Source organism: Nocardia sp. JMUB6875 (genome assembly GCF_041154655.1).
Lineage (GTDB): Bacteria > Actinomycetota > Actinomycetes > Mycobacteriales > Mycobacteriaceae > Nocardia.
Genome location: NZ_BAAFGR010000002.1, coordinates 95,702 through 114,838 on the forward strand (window position 1 = coordinate 95,702; position 19,137 = coordinate 114,838).

Sequence of the window (19,137 nt, forward strand, 5' to 3'; positions counted from 1 at the left end):
AAGCTATTGCGGCCGGAACTGTTCGCGTTCGGCGCGGCGGCGGTTCGAGTCGCGCTGCACCAGGATGCCGATGGTGGTGGGGATGAGCAGGGCGATGCCCCACGGCGCTTCCACCCAGATCGGCCAGAAGGTGCCCATGCCGGTGGCGAACCAGATCACCAGGACCAGCAGGTTCACGAAAACCCAGGGCGTCCACATGATTTTGACCCAGACCGGGACGCTGCCGGGATCGGTCTTGGCGGCGCGACCCGGAACCCGTTGCACGGGTAGGTCGGACAGGATCGGGCTGAGTTCGCCGTAGGTCTTGGCCGAATACACCTGCTGCAACCGGGAATCGAATTCGTGGAGCGAGATCCGCCCCTCGTCCATCGCGACCCGTAACCTGTCGACGATCTGCTCGCGGTCCTTGTCGGAAGCGCGCATGCTCTCCTGCCCCACGCACCCAGCGTAGGACGGCGAGCGGCGTCGCGCCCGGCCAATTGCGCAGTGACTCAGACGAATTTATTCATGAGGAGTGCAGCGCCGCCAGCAGTGTGGTGACGATGGGCGAGGGGCGACCCTCGCTGCGGGTGACCGCGGAGACCGGGATGCGCAGCGGGTGACCCGTCAGGTGCAGGGTGGCGATGCCCTCGATCTGGGTGTCGGCGTAGAGGATCGTCCACGCGTCGGGCCGGTTGATGAGCTCCATGGTGGCGGTGTGGTCGGGCGGGATCGGCGGCCCGAAGACCGGACCGGTGGGCAGATCGGCGAAGGCCGCGCGCACCACATTGTGCAGCAGCACCTGTTCCGACTCCGGCGGCAGCAGCAGCGGATACGCCCCCAATTCCGCGAGCGTGACATCCCCGCCGCGCTGCACGAGCGGGTGCGAGGTGGAGGTGGCGATGACCGGATCCTCGACCCAGAGCTGCTGCACGCTCAGCCCGGGCTGGTCCACGCTGCCCCGGATGAGAGCAAGATCACAGTCCCCGTCGGCCACCGCCTGAATGCGCTGGCGGAAGGGCTTGATGACGAATTCGATCTCCGCGCCGGGATGCGCCTCGCGTGCTCCGGCGATGGCGGACAGCGATCTTGTTGCGAAGCTCATATTGGCCGCCAGGCGAATACGCGGGCCGGAGGCCCGCACAGCTGCGCGAATGGCGGATTCCAGGCTCAGCATTTGCTTCGCAAGGGGAAGTAGCCGAGTGGTCGCGTCGGTGGGTACGACCGATCTTGTCGAGCGTTCGAAGAGGTTCACGCCAAGGTCGCGTTCCAGCCTGGCGATCTGGTGGCTGATGGCCGACTGCGAGATGAAACAGCGGCTCGCGGCCCGGCTGAAGCTCAGCTCCTCGCAGACCGCCACGAAGTAGGCCAGTTGGCGCAGCTCCACGGCATCTCTCCAATTCATGATCAACGTAGATAAGAGTCATCTTGATTATGCGCCCTGACCCCTGGAACAACCGCGTTCCGAATCACGGTTAGTCATGACAGAAGGGAGCAGTCATGTACAACCTGGAGGCGGATATCGAAACCGCCGATGTCGTCATCGTCGGATCGGGCTTCGGCGGGCTGGCCGCCGCGAAGCAGCTGAACAAGTCGGGAGTTCGCTACGTCCTCATCTCGGGTACCCCCGAGCATCTTTTCCAGCCGTTGCTCTACCAGGTAGCGACGGGTGTGCTGGCCTCCGACGAGATCGCTCCTCCGATTCAGAACATCCTCCGCAAGCACAAGAACGGCGAAGCGCGCCTGGGCAAGGTGACCGCGATCGACGCTCCCAACGCGATCCTCACCTACGAAACCCCCGAGGGCCCGCGCAAGATTCGGTACGGCAAGCTCATCGCCGCCACCGGCGCCAGCCAGTCCTACTTCGGCCGTGACGATTTCGCGGACAAGACCTTCTCGCTCAAGACCATCGACGATGCCCGCGCCCTGCGCGCGCAGATCACCCGCGTCTTCGAGCAGGCCAAGACCGCCGACCCGGAGACCCGCCGCCGCCTGCTCAGCTTCGTGGTGGTCGGTGCGGGCGCGACCGGCGTCGAGGTCGCGGGCCAGCTGAAGGAACTCGCGAAAAGATACTTCCACCTGGAGGATACGGTCACTCTCGTCGAGGGCGCGGGTGTCGTGCTGCCGCCCTTCGGCGGTCGGCTCTCCGAATATTCGAAGCAGTCGCTGGAGAAGAGCGGCATCGAGGTCCTGGTCGACACCTTCGTGACCGATATCGAGGCCGGCAAGGTCACCGTCAAGAGCAAGGACGGCGTGGAGCGCGGCATCGCCGCCGAGACCGTGGTGTGGTCGGCGGGCGTGCAGGCCGGCGGCTTCGCGCAGGTGCTGGCCGAGGCGACCGGCTGCGAGACCGACCGCGCCGGACGGCTTCTCATCAATCCGGACTGCACCGTCGGCGGCCACGCGGACATCTACGCCATCGGCGACATGACCTTCCTCAACGGCTACCCCGGCCAGTCGCCGGTCGCCATGCAGGAGGGCCGCCACGTCGCCGACATGATCCGCGGCAAGAAGCCCGCGGCCACCCCGTTCAAGTACTGGGACAAGGGTTCGATGGCGGTGATCAACCGCTTCAGCGCCGTCACCAAGATCAATGACAAGGTGAAGTTCACCGGCTTCCTGGCCTGGGTCACCTGGCTGGCTGTCCACCTGTTCTACCTGGTCGGCTTCCGCAACCGCTTCGCCGCGGTCGCCTCCTGGCTGATCGCCTTCATCGGCAGCGGCCGCCCCGGCTTCAACGAGGTCGAGAAGGACCGCGCGCCAAAGGTTCTGGAGCAGCCGCGCGCAGCGGCCTGACCATCCTGATCCGAACGAGCCGCCCGGCATCGACCCGGGCGGCTCGTTGGCGTTGTGGGACAGGATTAATCTGCGACTATGGCTGTCCCTACAACCCGATTGCTCGTGCTGGCGGTGGTGCGCATGCTGCAACCCGTGCACGGCTACGACGTCCGGCGCGAATTGTTGTCCTGGCAGGCCGATGACTGGGCGAATGTGAAGCCCGGGTCGGTGTACGGCGCGTTGAAGACGTTGCAGCGCGACGGGCTCATCTCGGTCGAGGGGGTCGGTCAGGAGCGGGCGCGGCCGGAGCGGACGACGTATCGGCTGACGGCCGAGGGGGAGAAGCAGTTCGGGGAGATGCTGCGCGAGGCGCTGTACGACACGGATTCGCCGAAGCATCCGTATGTCGCGCCGGTGGCGCTGTTTCCTTCCGCGCCCCGCGATGAGGTGATCGCCGCGCTGCGGGCCCGGATTCTGAAGTTCGAGTCGGATCTGGTCCGCTACGACCGCGAGGAACAGCGGATTCTGGCGGGGAGCGGCGATCCGCGGGACACGATCCCGCATCACGCGGCGGATGGGATCCGGTTGACGTCGGACCACATTCGGGCGGATCTGGAGTGGTCGCGCCGGACGCTGGCGCGGATCGAGAGCGGCGAATTGGATGTGTGGTCGGACACCTGGGGAGGTCCGCCGCCGGTCCGGTAAGCCGCATGGGCGTGCAATCAACGTTTAATAATCAAGCTTGACTAAGCGGGTGTGTCGTTTCTACCGTGGTGGGGTGGAAACGACATCACCCGTCCGTGGTGAACCCACCGATCCGGTGATCCGGGTTCGTGGGCTGGCCCGGACATTCAAGACCAAAACCGGTGACGTGCAAGCGGTTACCGGTATCGACTTCGACGTGCACTACGGGGAGATCATCGGTCTGCTCGGCCCCAACGGGGCGGGCAAGACCACCACCCTGCGGATGATCTCGACCCTGCTCTCGCCCACCGCGGGCGAGGCCACCGTGGTCGGCGCGGACCTGCGGACCCAGGCGCGGACCGTGCGCTCCCGCATCGGATACGTGCCGCAGGGCGGATCGACCAATGAACTCGAGCTGGTCGAGGACGAATTGGTATTGCAGGCGCGGCTTTTCGGGGTGTCCAAGGCCGAGGCCAAGCGCAATGCCGCGGAGCTGGCCAAGGCGCTGGAGTTCGACGGGCTGGAGCGGCGCAAGTGCGGGCAGCTCTCCGGCGGGCAGCGCCGGCGGGTGGATATCGCGCTCGGGCTGGTGCATCACCCGACCCTCATCTACCTCGACGAACCCACCACCGGGCTGGATCCGCAGAGTCGCGCCAACCTGTGGGATCACATCCGGCGGCTGCGGGACGAGGGCACCACGGTCGTGCTCACCACCCACTACCTGGAGGAGGCCGACGCGCTGTGCGACCGCATCCTGGTGATGGATCACGGCACGATCGTCGCCGAGGGCACCCCGGACGAGCTCAAGCGACGCATCTCCGGTGATGTGATCAGCCTCGAAATCGATTCCGCCAGTGCGGATCTGGCTCTGGAGATCGCGTCCGAGGTGCTGGAGCTGCGGTCCAAGCTGCGTACCGACGAGAGCGGGCGTACCGGAACGAGTCTCGTGCATTTGACCGTGGAACACGGTGACGCCGCGGTGGTTCCGCTGCTGGCGGCGCTCGGCGACAAGGGCATCACGCCCGGTTCGCTCACCGTCAAGCGGCCCAGCCTCGACGACGTATTCCTCACGCTCACCGGGCGTTCGCTCCGGGAAGGAGACCGGTCATGACATTCCTGCGCGATACCGGATTGATCTACTGGTCGCAGCTGCGCGCCAATCTGCGCAACCCGGTGTGGGTGATCATCGGGCTGATGCAGCCGATCATCTACCTGGTGCTGTTCGGTCCGCTGGTGAAGGGCATCGCGCCCTCGCTGGGGCCGGGGGCCGACCCGTGGAAGATCCTCACCCCGGCGCTGGTCATCCAGACCGGCCTGTTCGGTGCGTTGTTCGTCGGTTTCGGCATCGTGGCCGAACTGCGGGCCGGAGTCGTGGAGCGGCAACGGGTTACGCCCGCCCCGCGCGGCGCGCTGCTGCTGGGCCGGGTGCTCAAGGATATGACGGTGCTGGTCGTGCAGGCGCTGGTGCTGGTCGGCGTGGCCACGGCGGCCTTCGGGCTGCGGCCGAATCCGCTGGGACTGGTGCTGTCGCTGCTGCTGATCGCCGTCATGGGCGGTGGACTGGCCGCCGCGTCGTACGCGCTGGGGCTGTGGGCGCGGTCGGAGGACACGCTCGCCTCGCTGCTGAACTCGGTCTCGGTGCCGATCATGCTGCTGTCGGGCATTCTGCTGCCGCTGACGGTCGGGCCGAAGTGGCTGCAGAACATCGGCAAGGCGAATCCGTTCTCGCACACCGTGGATGCGGCCCGCGCGCTGTTCCGCGGGGACTTCGGGGCGAACGAGGTCTACATCGGGACCGTGGTGACGCTGGCGGTGTCGGTGGTGCTGGTCGTGATCGCGGCCCGCAGCTTCGCCCGGGAGAACGCCTGAGTCGGATTCCGGATTCGCTCCGGGAGAAACTCATTGACCTCGAGTGAAGTTCAGGTTTCACGATGGCGGTATGCCTGAAAACAGCAAACGAGCCCTGATCACCGGGGCGTCGGCGGGCTTCGGCCGAGCGGTCGCGCTCGCGCTCGCCGAGCGAGATTGGGAATTGATCCTTGTGGCGCGGGGTGCGGATCGGCTGGAGACAGTCCGGTCCGCGACCCGCGCCACAGCCATCGCGGGAGATGTCGCGGATCCAGCGGTCCGGGAGCGGATCGCGGCGGCGGTGGGCGAGGGTGGATTGGACCTGGTGCTCAACAATGCCAGCGCCCTCGGCCCGAGCCCGCTGCCCGCGCTGGAGCGGTATCCGCTCGACGAGCTGGCCGCCGTCTTCACCACCAATGTGATTGCGCCGCTGGCGATCCTGCAGCTCACATTGCCCGCGCTGCGCGCCGCGGACGGGGTCGCCGTGAGTGTCAGCTCCGATGCCGCGATCGGCGGATACGAGGGCTGGGGCGGCTACGGCGCCTCGAAGGCGGCCCTGGACCAGCTCACCAATGTCCTCGCCGCCGAGAACCCGTCGCTGCGTATCTACAGCTTCGACCCCGGCGATATGCGCACCGAAATGCATCAGGCCGCCTTCCCCGGCGAGGACATCTCCGACCGTCCCGAACCGGAAACCGTTGTCCCCGCCCTGCTCCACCTGCTGGATACCCGTCCGCCCAGCGGCCGCTACATCGCCTCCGAGCTGTCGGTGTCGTCATGACGATCTCCTTGGACCCGATCACCTTCACCCTCCCCGACCACCTGTCCGCGACCAGTCCGCCGGAGGCTCGCGGCCTGGCCCGGGACGAAGTGCGCCTCATGGTGGCCGACGGCGGCACGCTGACCCACGCTCGATTCCGCGAACTGCCGTCATTCCTGCGTCCGGGAGACCTGGTGGTGGTCAACAACTCCGCCATGATCGACGCGGCCGTCGACGCGGAGTACGGCGGCGAGGCCGCCGTCCTGCACTTCTCGACCAGCCTCGACGAGGGCGGCTGGGCGGTCGAACTGCGGGATCCCTCGGGCGTGCCCTGGCATGGTCCCGCGGTGGATTTCGGTGCGCGCGTGCGGCTTCCGGGCGGCCACACCGCGATCCTGCACGCACCCTGGCTGCCCGGGGCCTACCGGTTGTGGGTCGCGGAGGTCGCGGATATCGACGTGCCCGAACTGCTCGCCCGGTACGGCCGTCCGATCTCGTATTCCTACGTGACCGAGCGATGGTCCTCCTCCTACTATCGGACCGTCTTCGGGCGCGAGCCGGGCAGCGCCGAAATGCCTAGTGCCGGAAGGCCGTTCACAACGGAACTGGTGACCGAGCTGGTGGCGGGCGGAGTGGGCCTCGCGCCGATCACGCTGCACACGGGGGTTTCCTCGCCGGAAGGCGGGGAGCCGCCGAGTCCGGAGCGGTTCTCTGTGCCGGAGATGACGGCAAGACTGGTCAATGCGACGCACGCCGAGGGCGGACGGGTGGTGGCCGTGGGGACCACGGTGACGCGGGCGCTCGAAACCGCCACGGGCACAGATGGTCTGGTGCGGGCGGCGGCCGGATGGACGGATCTGGTGCTGGACGGGACGCGGGCGGCGCGGGTGGTGGACGGGCTGATCACCGGCTGGCATGCGCCGGGGGCTTCGCATCTGCATCTGCTGGAGTCGGTGGCGGGGGCGGACGTGGTGCGGGAGGTGTATCGGGTGGCCATCGAGTCCGGTTATCTGTGGCACGAATTCGGGGATTCGGCGCTGCTGTTCCGGGGATGAACAGCGATCCGGGCCCGCCGGTGCGGGGCTCGGATCGGGGGCGTACGCTTGCCTCTTCCGCTTGTTGCGGGGCGCTCGCCCGGTCCGTCGGCGGGGTCGTCCCCGGGTTCGTTACCCGCCGGTACCCCGGCAGAATACGAGCGTTTGTCCTGGTAGAGAACGTTTGAAGGCGTTCGGATGAACTCCGGGTGCGGTCTGCGTCGCGTTCACCGGACTGGCATCGACAGGTAATGCGGCTGTCGCTCCAGCGCAGTCTGGGACTGGCTTGATCAAGCCTATGACCACCATGGCAGCGTCGAATTCCAGCCTGCTAGCAGCCGCGTCGAAGCCCGCTCCGGAAGCGCCCCGCACCACCGGGCGGTCCCAATACTCCTTGGTCGTCTCCTCCGATGCCGAGCATCGCGAGGCCGCACAGCGCCTGCGCTACCAGGTGTTCGCGAACGAGCCGGGATTCACCATTCCCGACAATGGCACCGGCCTGGACGCCGACCGGTTCGACGACCACTGCGATCACCTGCTGGTGCGCGACGAGCTCACCGATCAGTTCGTCGGCTGCTACCGCATGCTGCCCCCGGACCAGGTCGCCGCGGCGGGCGGCTACTACTCCGCCACCGAATTCGATTTGGCCGCACTGGATCCCACCGGGAATCGGATCGTGGAGATGGGCCGCGCCTGCGTGGTGCCCGATCACCGCAACGGCTCGGTGCTGACGCTCATGTGGGCGGGCATCCTGCACTACATCCAGCTCACCGGATACGACTGGGTGATGGGCTGCGTGTCGGTGCCCATGCGGATGAACCCGGAGGACGAGCTGGGCGTGAACGTGCGCGGTGTTCGCGACCTGCTCCTGCGCAAGCACGCGCTGGACGCGGAACGCCATGTGCGCCCGTACAACCCGGTCGTCGTGGACGGCCGCACCCTCGACGAGCTGGACGCCCCGGCCCGCCCGAAGCTGCCCCCGCTGCTCAACGGCTACCTGCGCCTGGGCGCGGAGATCTGCGGCGAGCCCGCCCACGATCCGGAGTTCGCGGTGGCCGATTTCGTCGCGCTGCTCGGACTCTCGACCATCAACACCCGCTACCTGGAGCGCCTGCAGGGCGCGGCCAACAGCCTGGATGCCCGGTGATGCCCCATGATGCCAGCCTTGCTCGCCCCTGAGACCGGTTCCCTGTCCTGTCCGCCCGCCGAGGCCACCGCGCACGCGTGGATGCCCCACAGCCCTTGCGGCCCTTCGTGTGTCGATGCTGAAGCGGAGGCGGGCACGCTGCGGGTGGCGGCCCGGATCGCCGGTATCGCCGGTGTCCTGCTGAGCTTCCCGCTCGCGCACTTCGCCACCCCGCGCAGCCGCCGTGCCGCCCTGCAGCGCCGCTATGCGCGAACCCTGCTGGCCTGCTGCGGAATTCGCGTCCGCATCATCGACAACCGCGGTGAGGTACCCGCCGACGGCGGCGTGCTGATCGCGGCCCGGCACATCGGCTGGACCGATATCGTCGCGCTCACCGCCGTCGACCCCATGGGTTTCGTGGCGCGCGCCGACCTGATCGACTGGCCCATGCTCGGCGAGGTCGCCAAGCGGGTGCGCGTGATTCCCATCGAACGCGAACGGCTGCGGGCGCTTCCGGGCGTCATCGCGACCATGGCCGACCGGCTGCGCGCCGGTGACCGGGTCACCTTCTTCCCGGAGGGCACCACCTGGTGCGGCCGCGCCCACGGCACGCTGCGCCCGGCCCTGTTCCAGGCCGCCATCGACGCCGAGGCTCCGGTGCAGCCGATCCGCCTGCGCTACCTGGGTCATGACGGCGAGCTGTCCACGGTGCCCGGTTTCGTCGGCGTCGACTCGCTGGGCGACTCCATGCGGCGCGTGCTGCGCTCCAAGGGGGTCGTCGCCGAAATCACCTTGCAGCCTTTGGAATTGCCGGACACCGACCGCTTCGAGCTGGCGCGCCGCTGCGAGCGGGCGCTCGAGGACGACACCGTGGCCCGTGCCTTCACCGACGTGATCCACGGGAGCGAGAATCTCGAGGCGATCGGCACGGGCGCGGTGCGGCAGGCCGTCGAAGAGCGGCCGGAGGTCGCTCAGCGCATGTAGGACAGGATGCTCATCATCCCGGCCTCGCCGTGATAGGCGTTGTGGCAGTGGATCATCCACTGACCCGGATTGTTCGCGTCGAAGTCGACCTCGACGGTCTGCATGGGCAGCACCAGGGAGGTGTCCTTGCGCGGGCCCGTGCCCGCGGGGGTCACCACCTGGTAGGTGTGGCCGTGCAGATGCATCGGGTGGAACATCATGGTGTTGTTGACGAAGCGGAGCCGAATCCGTTCGCCCTGAGACACATTCAGCATGTCGTGGTCGGGGTAGGCCTTGCCGTTGATGGTCCAGACGTATTTGCCCTTGCCCATCCCGAGGATCGCGTCCAGGACGCGGTCGGGCTTGCGCGCGGGTAGTCGCACGGCTTCGGCGGCGATCAGTCGGTCGCCGGTCAGCGGCGGCGAAGACAGTTCGGCCGGGCGGATATCGGCGGCCGGGGCGGTGCCGCCGCCGGTCCGGATCAGCGCGAAGGCCTGACCGGTCTTGCCTTCGGCGGAGGCGACCAGTGGGAAGACGCCGTCCGCGAGATCGATGATGGCGTCGAAGCGTTCGCCCATGCCGAGCAGCAGGCTGTCGGTGGTGGCGGGCTGCACCGGGTAGCCGTCGCTGTGCGTGACGCGCAGCCGGTGCTCGCCGACGGCCACCCGGAAGGCGGTGTCGGAGGCGGCATTGATGATGCGCAGGCGCATCCGCTGGCCCGGGCGGCCGGTGAAAGTGACCGGGTCCGTGCCGATCCGGCCGTTGACCAGGTAGTACGGGTAGTCCTTCACATCGCCGGTGTCGGAGCCGAGCGGCGCGTCGGGATCGCTCGACATACCCATGCCGCCACCGTGATTCATGCCGCCGTGGTCCATGCCGCCCATGTCCATTCCGGCCATGCCCTGCTCCTGGAGCTTGCGCAGCTCCTGATCCGGATCGCGGCCGTTGACGCCGTCGAGCCAGTCATCGAGCACCACAACGGCTTCCAGGTCGTAGTCCTTGCCGTCGGCCGGATCCTCCACGATCAGCGGCGCGTACAGGCCGCGATCGAGTTGCACCCCGACGTGCGGGTGGAAGAAGTAGGTTCCGGCGTCGGGCACCGTGAACTCGTAGCGGAAGGTGCCGCCCGGCGCGACCGCGGGTTGGGTCACGTCGGGCGCGCCGTCCATGTCGTTTCGCAGCGCGAGCCCGTGCCAGTGCGTGGTCGTCGGCGCGGGCAGGGCGTTGGTCAGATCCGCGCGCAGCACTTCACCTTTGGCGAGCCGGATCTCCTTGCCCGGCAGCGCGCCGCCGTAGGCCCAGGTGTTCACCTGGATGCCGCCGAGGTCAATGGTGGCGGGTTCGGCGCGCAACGCGACCTCGCGGGTGGCCGCGCCCGCCACGCGGCGGGCGTTCTCGGCATTGCGGACCGCATCGGAATCGGGTCGCACGAGCGCGGGTGCGCTCGGTGCGTTCTTGCCGCACGCGGCGAGGGCGGCGGCCGCGGCCAGGCCGGTGCCGAGGGCGAAGAAGCCGCGCCGGTTCATCGGCGCGAGGGTGGGAAAACCGTTCGAGGGCATGCGAAATCTCCTTGGTTGATGAACGAATCGCGGGCGCGCGAGGTCATCAGATGCGGAGAATCGACAGTTGCGAGAGGGAGGGGACCGTCCACGGCGGCGGGCGTTCCCGGTGTTCGCGGCGGGTGCGGGGGAGCAGTGGACGATCGTCGTCCGCCGGGCGGCTGATCCAGCCGAGCAGCACCAGGCCGATCGCGAACGCGGTGGCGGCGAGGGTGAACGCCTCGCATGAATGGCTCACGTGGATCGGTGCGGGCTGCTCGTCGGAGTGCGGTGCGGCACCGTCGTGATGGGCAACCGCCATCACGCTCGCCGGGCCGTCGCCCATCGCGTGCGCGACGCCCATCTCGTGCGAGACGACGGAGAACACCCCGGCATGCATGGCCGCGATACCGGCCAACAGCGCCAGCACCCCGAGCCACCGGACCAATCCGGAGGCTCGTCGCGATGCGCGCTGAGCAGCCACGAACCCCACTCTACCGGAACCCCCACGGGGTATCCTGCGTCACGCTCCGGGCCGGTTGGGTGGGTGACTTGGCGCGCGGCGGTGGGGGCGCATTAGGGGATTTCGCCGTCTGACCGGCGTCCGGAATTAGGGGTAACACACCGGTCGGTCCATTCGACGGGAAGAGCGACAACAACATCTTCTGGAAGCGAACTCACAATGTCGGCAAGGACATTCACGGCTGCCGCGCTCGCCGCGGCCGCCGTTGCTCTCTGCGCGTCGTCGGCCGCCGCGGATCCCACCACGACCACGACCCCCGCACCGGGCGCCGACGCCGGTGTTGGCGTCGAGGTCGGCATCGGTCCCGGTGGTGTGAAGATCGGCGTCGATACGCAGGTCGGCGTCGGCGGCGGGGCGACGCCCCAGGTGCCGACCACCGCACCGGGCGGCAATGCGAACGGCGGCGCGCAGGTGGGCGGCGGCGTGCAGGTCGGCGGCGGTACGCAGGCCGGCGGCAATGCCAATGGCGGTGTGCAGGTCGGCGGGAACTCCAACGTTGGTGGGGATGCCAACGGTGGTGTGCAGGTCGGCGGGAACACCAATGTCGGCGGTGACGCCAATGGCGGTGTGCAGGTGGGCGGCAACACGAATGTCGGCGGCAATGCGAACGGTGGCGTGCAGGTCGGCGGGAACACGAACGTCGGCGGGGATGCCAACGGTGGCGTGCAGATCGGCGGCAACACGAATATCGGCGGTGACGCCAATGGCGGCGTGCAGGTCGGCGGCGGCGTGCAGACCGGCGGCAATGCCAATGGTGGTGTGCAGGTAGGCGGGAACACCAACATCGGCGGGGATGCCAATGGTGGCGTGCAGATCGGCGGTAATACCAACATCGGCGGCAATGCCAACGGCGGTGTCCAGGTCGGCGGCAACACCAATATCGGCGGCACTGTGCAGGGCGGTGGCCTGGGCGGCGTCGACCTGGTGGTCGCGGGAGCCGGGGCGGCCGGTGCGGATGTGGTGCAGAGCATGGCGATTCCGGTCGGCGCGACCACCGGCATCCTCGGCGGCATCGCGGTCACCGATCAGGTCCCGGCCGGCGGCTACGTAATCCCCAAGGGCGCACCGGAAACCGGCGCGGGCGGCATGGCGAACGCGGTGAGCGCCAAGTGACCGCTGCTCGAAACACCGTGGGCACCTTGCGAATCCGGCGCACCCTGTTCGGCGCGCTGGCCGCGGTGCTCGCGGTCGCCGCACCCCTGGTCGCGGGCTGCTCGTCCTCGGACAGCCCGAAGGCCGCGACCACCACCGCCCCCGCGACCGTCCCGACGGTGCAGACCGCGGCCGCGATCACCCGATCCACCCCGGTCTCCTTCTCCTTCCCCGCGATCAAGGCGCAGGGCTCCCTGATCTCCGTCGGCCTCAACGCCGACGGAACGGTCCAGGTCCCAGCCGACTACCAGCAGGCGGGCTGGTACCAAAAGGGCCCCGCCCCGGGCGAACAGGGCTCGGCCGTCATCCTCGGCCACGTCGACTCCTACAAGGGCGAAGGCGTCTTCTTCAACCTCAAGAAGTCCAAGCCCGGCGACCTCATCGACGTCACCCGCGCCGACGGCAAAACCGCCCACTTCAAGGTCACCGACGTCCGTATGTACCTCAAATCCCAATTCCCCGACCAACTGGTCTTCGGCCCCCGCGGCGGCGCCACCCTCCAAATCGTCACCTGCGGAGGCAATTTCGACCAGGCCGCCAAGAGCTACGAATCCAACGTGGTGGTCTACTCCTCCCTCGACTCGGTCACCTAGCGCGGTGATCGAACCGACCGGACCCGGCTGAACGACCTGCCGCGCCGGTCGGACGCTGGGACAGTTGCTCGCGAAGTCTGGTGAGCGCGCGATGCTGCATGACGCGGATGGCCTCGGGCGCGATGCCCATGGCCTCCGCGGTGCGCTCGACCGTCCAGCCCATTCCGATTCGCAGGTACAACACGGTGTGGTGAACCGGGCTCAGCACACCGAGTATGTCGCTCGAGCCGGATCCGCGTATGGCCGCCGAACGCGGTGGTCCGCATTGTCCGGTCATGGGGGCTCCTGAAAGCAGTCGGCGAATCGTCGCCGCGAAATCCGTCTGTATCCAGCCTAAGAAAAGAACATTTCACCAGCGGATAGTCATTGGTTAGGAAATGGATAGACCTCGCCCACCTGCATGAGCCGCGTCACAGGCGAACCCGATTGAGCGGGGGTTCGTGGTTATCGGCGAGGGGATGTGTCGCGGGTTCGGCGGCCGGTGACGCCGCCGGGAGCGGAGGCGGAGGGTGGAGACTCGGGCCTGGAGGCGCCTCCCCGGATTGCTGGTGCGGGGATGGCGGGAATATCGTCTCGACCGTGGCGGCTATCCTTGGACGGTCATGAAGTCGGCTTTCCCGGGTCCGGTCGGTGCCCAGACGGTCTACCTCGATCACGCGGCCACTACACCCATGTTCCCGGTCGCTGTCGAGGCGATGTGCGCTGCGCTGGGGACCACGGGGAACGCGTCGTCGTTGCACGGGTCGGGGCGGGCAGCGCGGCGGCTGCTGGAGGAGGCTCGGGAGTCGATCGCGGCGGGGCTGGGGGCGCGGCCCTCGGAGGTGATCTTCACCTCGGGCGGGACCGAGAGCGACAATCTGGCCGTCAAGGGGATCTACTGGGCGCGGCGCGACGCCGATCCGAAGCGGAACCGGATTCTGGTGAGCTCGGTGGAACATCACGCGGTGCTCGACACCGTGGAGTGGCTCGAGCAGCACGAGGGCGCGCGGATCACGTGGCTGGAGTGCGATGCCCAGGGCATCGTCTCGCCGCGGACCTTGCGTGCCGCGCTGGCCGAGTTCGCCGAGGAGACGGCGCTGGTCAGCGTCATGTGGGCCAATAACGAGGTCGGCACCATCCAGCCGATCGAGGAATTGGCCGCGGTGGCACAGGAATTCGACGTGCCCATGCACTCCGACGCGGTGCAGGCGGCGGCGCAGCTGCCCATCGATTTCGCGCGCAGCGGGCTGGCCGCGGCCTCGTTCGCGGGGCACAAGGTCGGCGGACCGCACGGCGCGGGCGTACTGCTGCTGGGCCGGACGGTGCCCGCGGTGCCGCTGCTGCACGGCGGCGGGCACGAGCGTGACCTGCGCTCGGGCACCTCGGATGTGCCCGCGGCGGCCGGGCTGGCGGCCGCGATCCGCGAGACCGTCGCCGGACTGACCGTGCGCACACTGGAATTGGAGCGGCTGCGGGATCGGCTCATCGACGGCGTGCGCGCCGCCGTGCCGGACGCGGTGCTCAACGGCGCGACCGGCGAGCTGCGCCTGCCGGGCAATGCCCACTTCACGTTCCCCGGCTGCGAGGGCGATTCGCTGCTCATGCTGCTCGACGCCGCCGGGATCGAATGCTCGACCGGATCCGCGTGCAATGCCGGCGTGGCCGGACCCTCCCATGTGCTGCTGGCCATGGGTGTGGAACCGGCGCTGGCGCGCGGATCGTTGCGATTCACATTGGGACACAATTCGACCGACGCCGATATCGATGCCCTGCTGGCCGCGCTGCCGCAGGTGGTGGAGCGGGCGAAGGCGGCCGGACTGGCCGGAGCGAAGGGAGGCTTCTAGATGCGAGTACTTGCCGCGATGAGTGGTGGCGTGGATTCCGCCGTGGCGGCCGCCCGCGCCGTGGACGCCGGACACGAGGTGGTCGGCGTGCACCTGGCGCTGTCGGCGAACCCGGGCACGCTACGCACGGGATCGCGGGGCTGCTGCTCGAAGGAGGACTCCGGCGATGCCCGCCGGGCCGCCGACGTGCTCGGAATCCCGTTCTACGTCTGGGATTTCGCCGACCGGTTCAAGGAGGACGTGATCGACGACTTCGTCGCCGCGTACGCCGCCGGTGAGACCCCCAACCCGTGCCTGCGCTGCAACGAGAAGATCAAGTTCTCGGCGCTGGCCGACCGCGCGGTGGCGCTGGGCTTCGACGCCGTGGTCACCGGGCATTACGCGCGCCTCGAGGACGGCGTGCTGCGCCGGGCCGTGGACGCGGACAAGGACCAGTCCTACGTGCTGGCCGTGCTTACCGCCGAACAGCTTTCGCGCGCCATGTTCCCGGTCGGCGACACCCCCAAGCCGCAGATCCGCGAGGAGGCGGCCGCGCGCGGGCTGGCCGTGGCCAACAAGCCCGACAGCCACGACATCTGCTTCATCCCCTCCGGTGACACCCAGGCGTTCCTGGGCGCGAAGATCGGCATCCGGCCGGGCGCGGTGCTCGACGCCGACGGCACCAAGCTCGCCGATCACGAAGGCGTGCACGGGTTCACGATCGGCCAGCGCAAGGGTCTGGGCCTGCCCGGCCCGGCCGCCGACGGCAAGCCGCGCTACGTGACCGATATCGACCCGGAGACGGGCAATGTCCACGTCGGGTCGGCCAAGGACCTCGAGGTGTGGACGGTGCTCGCCGACCGCGCCATCTGGACTTCCGGCGAAACCCCTTCCGGCCCGGTCGAATGCATCGCCCAGGTGCGCGCCCACGGCGGCACCGCCCCCGCGGTCGCCGAGGCGGTCGACGGCGGTCTGGTGGTGCGGCTGCGCGAGCCGCTGACCGGCGTGGCCCGCGGCCAGGCCGTGGTGCTCTACCGCCCCGACGAGGCGGGCGACGAGGTGCTCGGCAGTGGAACGATCTCCGGCACCGAACGCGAATTACATTCGTACGCAAGCGAACTGGTCTCGGATAGCGCCCGGTGAGCAGCCGTCATTCGCGCGGAGACGCGAAGTCATATAGGGGACAACAGATCCGGCCGATCCTGCGGGGCCGCGTAGTGTGGCGCACCGGAATGCCGCAACCGGCGAGCCTGCGACCGCGACGCGCGCCCGGCAAGGCCCGGCTCGGCAAATGGGGCGCCCGCGGCGCCGAACAGCCGATCCAGCCCGCCCGCACCGATACCGGCGAATTCCAGCCGGGCGAAGCACAACCGGGTCCGGAGGGTCCGCACGACGCGGCCACCGGACCGGCTGTCGCGCGCGGCACCGACGCTTCGGGCCGCAAGCGCGTGGTCGTCGCGGTCGCGCCCTACACCGAACGCGGCACCCGGATCACGACCGGCACCGGCGTGCCCGCCGAGGCGACCGACCGCGCGGGGAAAACCTGGGACTGGTTCGTCAACGCGACAGCCTGGGACTGGTACGCGAATTCGCCCGGCCGGGCCGATCGCGACGATGCCGAGGAGTGACGGCATCCGATCGCGCGGCCGCGCGGACCAAGCGCCGGGGGGACGACTCGCCCGGCGCGGCAGACCGTTCCGCCCCCCACGCTGCGGCGTGGCCGCGGCCGGTGGCGGTATTCGACATCGGCTCACGTCGGGGAGTGGCGGGTTTTCGGTCGAATGGCCGGCCACGCGGGCGCGAATTTGGTGCTGGACTGTGATTTTTGAGCGCACGGCCGGATGAATCGGGGCTGGGATGACTGAGGCTGGGATGACTGGAGAGTCGGGCGCGGCCGTGCTGCGCGGTGGAGTCGCGACCGGGGTGGGGTCGTGGCCGGGCACCGACGCACGGGAAGCGGCGGCGACCGTGGTGGGGGAGTTGGGGCAGCTGCCGCATCTGGTGGAGTTGCCGGGACGGGGTGTCGGCGCGGATATGGTCGGGCGGGTTTCGCCGCTGCTGGTGGATATGCGGTTCGACGGGACGGTGCGGGGGTATCGGCTGGCGGCGCGGCCGGGGGCGGTGTCGCGGCGGGCGCGGGATCTGTTGCGGACGGATCTGGATGCGCTCGAAGAGGCTTGGGAAACCGGTGGTTTCGCGGGGGTGGGGCATTCGGTGAAGGTGCAGGTGGCCGGGCCGCTGTCGGTGGCGGCGGAGGTGGAGTTGCCGGGTGGGCATCGGGTGCTCACGGATTCCGGTGCGCTGCGGGATCTTTCGGAATCGCTGGCCGAGGGGGTGGCCAAACATGTCGCCGAGGTGGGGAAGCGGCTGGGCGCGCAGGTCGTGCTGCAGATCGACGAGCCGCAGCTGACGGCGGTGCTGGACGGGACGTTGAAGGGGGTGAGCGTGCTGAACACCGTGCGCGCCATGCCCGAACCCGAGGCGCTGCACGTGCTGGACACGGTGGTCGGGAGCCAATCGGTGCCGGTGATCGTGCACACCTGCGCCGACAAGCCCGCGCTCGGGTTTCTGCGCAAGAGCGCGGCGGCCGCCGTCGGCTTCGACATGGCCACCATCGGCACCTCCGATCTGGACCGCATCGGCGAATTGCTGGACGGCGGAAAGCATCTGGTGCTCGGCCTGGTGCCCACCACGCCGCCCGCATCCTCGTCCGCCGTCCCCGCGCCGCCGACCACCTGGCGCGATATCGCCGAACCCGGTGTGCGACTGATCGATCGTCTCGGCTTCCGCCGCCGGCTGCTCGCCGAGCAGATCCTGGTCTCCCCGGCCTGCGGGCTGGCCGGAGCTCCACTGCCCTGGGCTCGGCGCGCACTGAACCTGGCCGCCGAGACCGCGCGCGCCTACGCGGAGGATCCGGAGTCGCTCACCTTCGGGTGAGCTCTCTCAGCGAGATGGCATCCGCGCGAGGATGTCCATCGCGATGGCGACCGACGCCGCATTGCTCTCGTCATCGGACAGTTCCAGATCGCCCATCATCGACAGGCTCCAGCTGATGGCCAGCAGCGCCTGCCGGGCATGGAAGACGGTGATCGGCTCGCGGCTCGGCTCGGCCATGAGATCGGCCAGCACGCGGAACTGGTAGCGCAGGCTGGTGCCGAATCCGAGATCCCGGAACGCGGGCTGGTTTTCGTGCCAGAACCGGATCATGTCCTTGCCCAGGCTGTGCAGCAGCTCCCCGTAGCGCCGCACGATCTCCTCGGCCCGCTCGCGGCCAGGGGTCGCGGATTCGGCCCATCGCACGATCTCGTCGATGCCGCCGCGCAGATCCTCCGACAGGCTCGCGACAATGTCTTCCTTGGTCCGGAAGTGGTAGTACAGCGCGGCTTTCGTGACGCCGAGCCGTTCGGCGATCTCCCGCAGCGAGGTCTTCTCGTAGCCCCGTTCGGAGAACAGCTCCATCGCGACGGATCGAATCCGTTCCCGCGTATCGCTGCGTCGCCCGTCCATCGAATCCTTCCGGCCCTGCGGGTGCACTTTTGCTTGACGCCCGGCAAGTAGGGAGCCTACCGTCAACCTCACCGGCAGATACCTAGCCGGGCGGCAAGTTAATTTGCGTGGGGAGCAATCCATGGCCGAAGCAGTGAAAGTGCCGGTCGACGGCGTCGCCGTGACCGCGATCGGGGTGGCCGTCATCAGGGCCCGGGAGTCGGAGCGGGAGGATCGCCTCTACGACGACCCGTTGGCGAAGGAATTCGTGGCCGCCGCCCGGGCCGGATTCGATGAGGAGCGCTGGACGCGGCTGGAGGGGATCGCGGACCAGTTCTACGAAGGCAGGACCATAGGCGTCCGCCTGGTCGACGACCGCTTCCGCGAGGCGATCGCGGCAGGCTGCCGCCAAATCGTCCTGCTCGGAGCGGGTTTGGACACCCGCGCCTTCCGCATGGACCTACCGGAGCACATCCACATCTTCGAGATCGACCTACCCGAGCTCTTCGATTTCAAAGAACCCGTCCTCGCCGCGTCCGGTGCGACTCCGACCTGCCGCCGCAGCGTTGTCATCGCCGACCTGCGCGAGGACTGGCGAAAGCGCCTGCTGAACTCCGGTTTCCAACCGAGCCTGCCAACCTACTGGGTCGACGAGGGCTCGCTCGGCTACCTGAACCAGGCCTGGAACCAGCGCGTCGTTCAGACCCTCACCGAGTTGTCCGCCCCGGGAAGCCGTTTCGGCGCTGGCCGCCTGGTCGTGGACGAGAACGCACCCCAATACGGTGCTCTGCGGAGCTTCGTCGCCGGCGACTCCACCCCCGAACCCGCTCCCGCCCAACGCCCCGCCGATTTCGACGTCGAGCACTGGCTG

21 protein-coding genes are annotated in these 19,137 nt (G+C 68.7%); 15 read left to right on the forward strand and 6 right to left on the reverse strand.

What is annotated here, in order from left to right; all coding sequences use genetic code 11:
• Positions 1-3: 3 nt before the first annotated feature.
• Positions 4-438 (reverse strand): DUF1707 domain-containing protein, encoded by a 435-nt coding sequence (locus ACAM49_RS01145; protein WP_369633551.1) that lies wholly within the window; start codon positions 436-438, stop codon positions 4-6.
• A 67-nt stretch (positions 439-505) separates the two neighbouring features.
• A complete protein-coding gene (locus ACAM49_RS01150) occupies positions 506-1,366 on the reverse strand; it encodes a LysR family transcriptional regulator (protein ID WP_369633578.1) in 861 nt (286 codons plus the stop codon).
• A gap of 113 nt (positions 1,367-1,479) precedes the next feature.
• Here ACAM49_RS01150 and ACAM49_RS01155 point away from each other — a divergent pair, with 113 nt between their 5' ends.
• From ACAM49_RS01155 to ACAM49_RS01190, 8 genes are all read left to right on the forward strand, one after another.
• Positions 1,480-2,775 (forward strand): NAD(P)/FAD-dependent oxidoreductase, encoded by a 1,296-nt coding sequence (locus ACAM49_RS01155; protein WP_369633552.1) that lies wholly within the window; start codon positions 1,480-1,482, stop codon positions 2,773-2,775.
• A gap of 78 nt (positions 2,776-2,853) precedes the next feature.
• Positions 2,854-3,462: a PadR family transcriptional regulator gene (locus tag ACAM49_RS01160; protein ID WP_369633553.1), complete on the forward strand. Its 609-nt coding sequence runs from the start codon at positions 2,854-2,856 to the stop codon at positions 3,460-3,462.
• 73 nt (positions 3,463-3,535) lie between these two features.
• Positions 3,536-4,552 (forward strand): ATP-binding cassette domain-containing protein, encoded by a 1,017-nt coding sequence (locus ACAM49_RS01165; protein WP_369633554.1) that lies wholly within the window; start codon positions 3,536-3,538, stop codon positions 4,550-4,552.
• Positions 4,549-5,310 (forward strand): ABC transporter permease, encoded by a 762-nt coding sequence (locus ACAM49_RS01170; RefSeq protein ID WP_369633555.1) that lies wholly within the window; start codon positions 4,549-4,551, stop codon positions 5,308-5,310. The genes ACAM49_RS01165 and ACAM49_RS01170 overlap by 4 nt, the downstream gene beginning before the upstream one ends.
• 70 nt (positions 5,311-5,380) lie before the next feature.
• Entirely contained in the window at positions 5,381-6,070 is a 690-nt protein-coding gene (locus tag ACAM49_RS01175; RefSeq protein ID WP_369633556.1) for an SDR family NAD(P)-dependent oxidoreductase, read from the forward strand.
• The gene (locus ACAM49_RS01180; RefSeq protein WP_369633557.1) at positions 6,067-7,104 is read left to right on the forward strand and encodes an S-adenosylmethionine:tRNA ribosyltransferase-isomerase; all 1,038 of its coding nucleotides are present in this window, start codon (positions 6,067-6,069) and stop codon (positions 7,102-7,104) included. Before ACAM49_RS01175 ends, ACAM49_RS01180 begins: the two co-directional genes overlap by 4 nt.
• Positions 7,105-7,381: 277 nt before the next feature.
• The gene (locus ACAM49_RS01185; protein ID WP_369633558.1) at positions 7,382-8,230 is read left to right on the forward strand and encodes a GNAT family N-acetyltransferase; all 849 of its coding nucleotides are present in this window, start codon (positions 7,382-7,384) and stop codon (positions 8,228-8,230) included.
• Between the two features lie 18 nt (positions 8,231-8,248).
• A complete protein-coding gene (locus tag ACAM49_RS01190; RefSeq protein WP_369633559.1) occupies positions 8,249-9,193 on the forward strand; it encodes a lysophospholipid acyltransferase family protein in 945 nt (314 codons plus the stop codon).
• On the opposite strand, the gene ACAM49_RS01195 is transcribed toward ACAM49_RS01190, so the two are convergent.
• The gene (locus tag ACAM49_RS01195; protein WP_369633560.1) at positions 9,181-10,731 is read right to left on the reverse strand and encodes a multicopper oxidase family protein; all 1,551 of its coding nucleotides are present in this window, start codon (positions 10,729-10,731) and stop codon (positions 9,181-9,183) included. The genes ACAM49_RS01190 and ACAM49_RS01195 overlap by 13 nt on opposite strands.
• A gap of 46 nt (positions 10,732-10,777) precedes the next feature.
• A complete protein-coding gene (locus ACAM49_RS01200) occupies positions 10,778-11,194 on the reverse strand; it encodes a DUF6153 family protein (protein ID WP_369633561.1) in 417 nt (138 codons plus the stop codon).
• Positions 11,195-11,392: 198 nt separating this feature from the next.
• Between ACAM49_RS01200 and ACAM49_RS01205 the strand changes: the two genes are divergently transcribed.
• On the forward strand, positions 11,393-12,346 hold the full coding sequence (locus ACAM49_RS01205) for a hypothetical protein (protein ID WP_369633562.1): 954 nt from the start codon (positions 11,393-11,395) through the stop codon (positions 12,344-12,346).
• Entirely contained in the window at positions 12,343-12,978 is a 636-nt protein-coding gene (locus ACAM49_RS01210) for a class F sortase (RefSeq protein ID WP_369633563.1), read from the forward strand. Before ACAM49_RS01205 ends, ACAM49_RS01210 begins: the two co-directional genes overlap by 4 nt.
• On the opposite strand, the gene ACAM49_RS01215 is transcribed toward ACAM49_RS01210, so the two are convergent.
• On the reverse strand, positions 12,971-13,255 hold the full coding sequence (locus ACAM49_RS01215; RefSeq protein ID WP_369633564.1) for a sigma factor-like helix-turn-helix DNA-binding protein: 285 nt from the start codon (positions 13,253-13,255) through the stop codon (positions 12,971-12,973). The genes ACAM49_RS01210 and ACAM49_RS01215 overlap by 8 nt on opposite strands.
• 325 nt (positions 13,256-13,580) lie before the next feature.
• On the opposite strand from ACAM49_RS01215, the gene ACAM49_RS01220 reads away from it, so the two are divergent.
• The 4 genes from ACAM49_RS01220 to ACAM49_RS01235 all read left to right on the forward strand — a co-directional run bounded on the left by ACAM49_RS01220 (position 13,581) and on the right by ACAM49_RS01235 (position 17,717).
• Positions 13,581-14,801, forward strand: a complete 1,221-nt coding sequence (locus ACAM49_RS01220) for a cysteine desulfurase family protein (protein WP_369633565.1) — start codon at positions 13,581-13,583, stop codon at positions 14,799-14,801.
• Positions 14,802-15,923: a tRNA 2-thiouridine(34) synthase MnmA gene (mnmA, locus tag ACAM49_RS01225; RefSeq protein ID WP_369633566.1), complete on the forward strand. Its 1,122-nt coding sequence runs from the start codon at positions 14,802-14,804 to the stop codon at positions 15,921-15,923. It begins immediately after the preceding gene.
• Between the two features lie 89 nt (positions 15,924-16,012).
• Complete coding sequence (locus ACAM49_RS01230; RefSeq protein WP_369633567.1) at positions 16,013-16,408, forward strand: hypothetical protein; 396 nt, start codon at positions 16,013-16,015, stop codon at positions 16,406-16,408.
• Between the two features lie 244 nt (positions 16,409-16,652).
• Complete coding sequence (locus tag ACAM49_RS01235) at positions 16,653-17,717, forward strand: methionine synthase (protein WP_369633568.1); 1,065 nt, start codon at positions 16,653-16,655, stop codon at positions 17,715-17,717.
• Positions 17,718-17,723: 6 nt separating this feature from the next.
• Here the strand turns inward: ACAM49_RS01235 and ACAM49_RS01240 are convergent, their stop codons facing one another.
• Complete coding sequence (locus tag ACAM49_RS01240) at positions 17,724-18,287, reverse strand: TetR/AcrR family transcriptional regulator (RefSeq protein ID WP_369633569.1); 564 nt, start codon at positions 18,285-18,287, stop codon at positions 17,724-17,726.
• Positions 18,288-18,408: 121 nt separating this feature from the next.
• On the opposite strand from ACAM49_RS01240, the gene ACAM49_RS01245 reads away from it, so the two are divergent.
• Positions 18,409-19,137: SAM-dependent methyltransferase (locus ACAM49_RS01245; protein WP_369633570.1), on the forward strand; the 729-nt coding region annotated here is incomplete at its 3' end.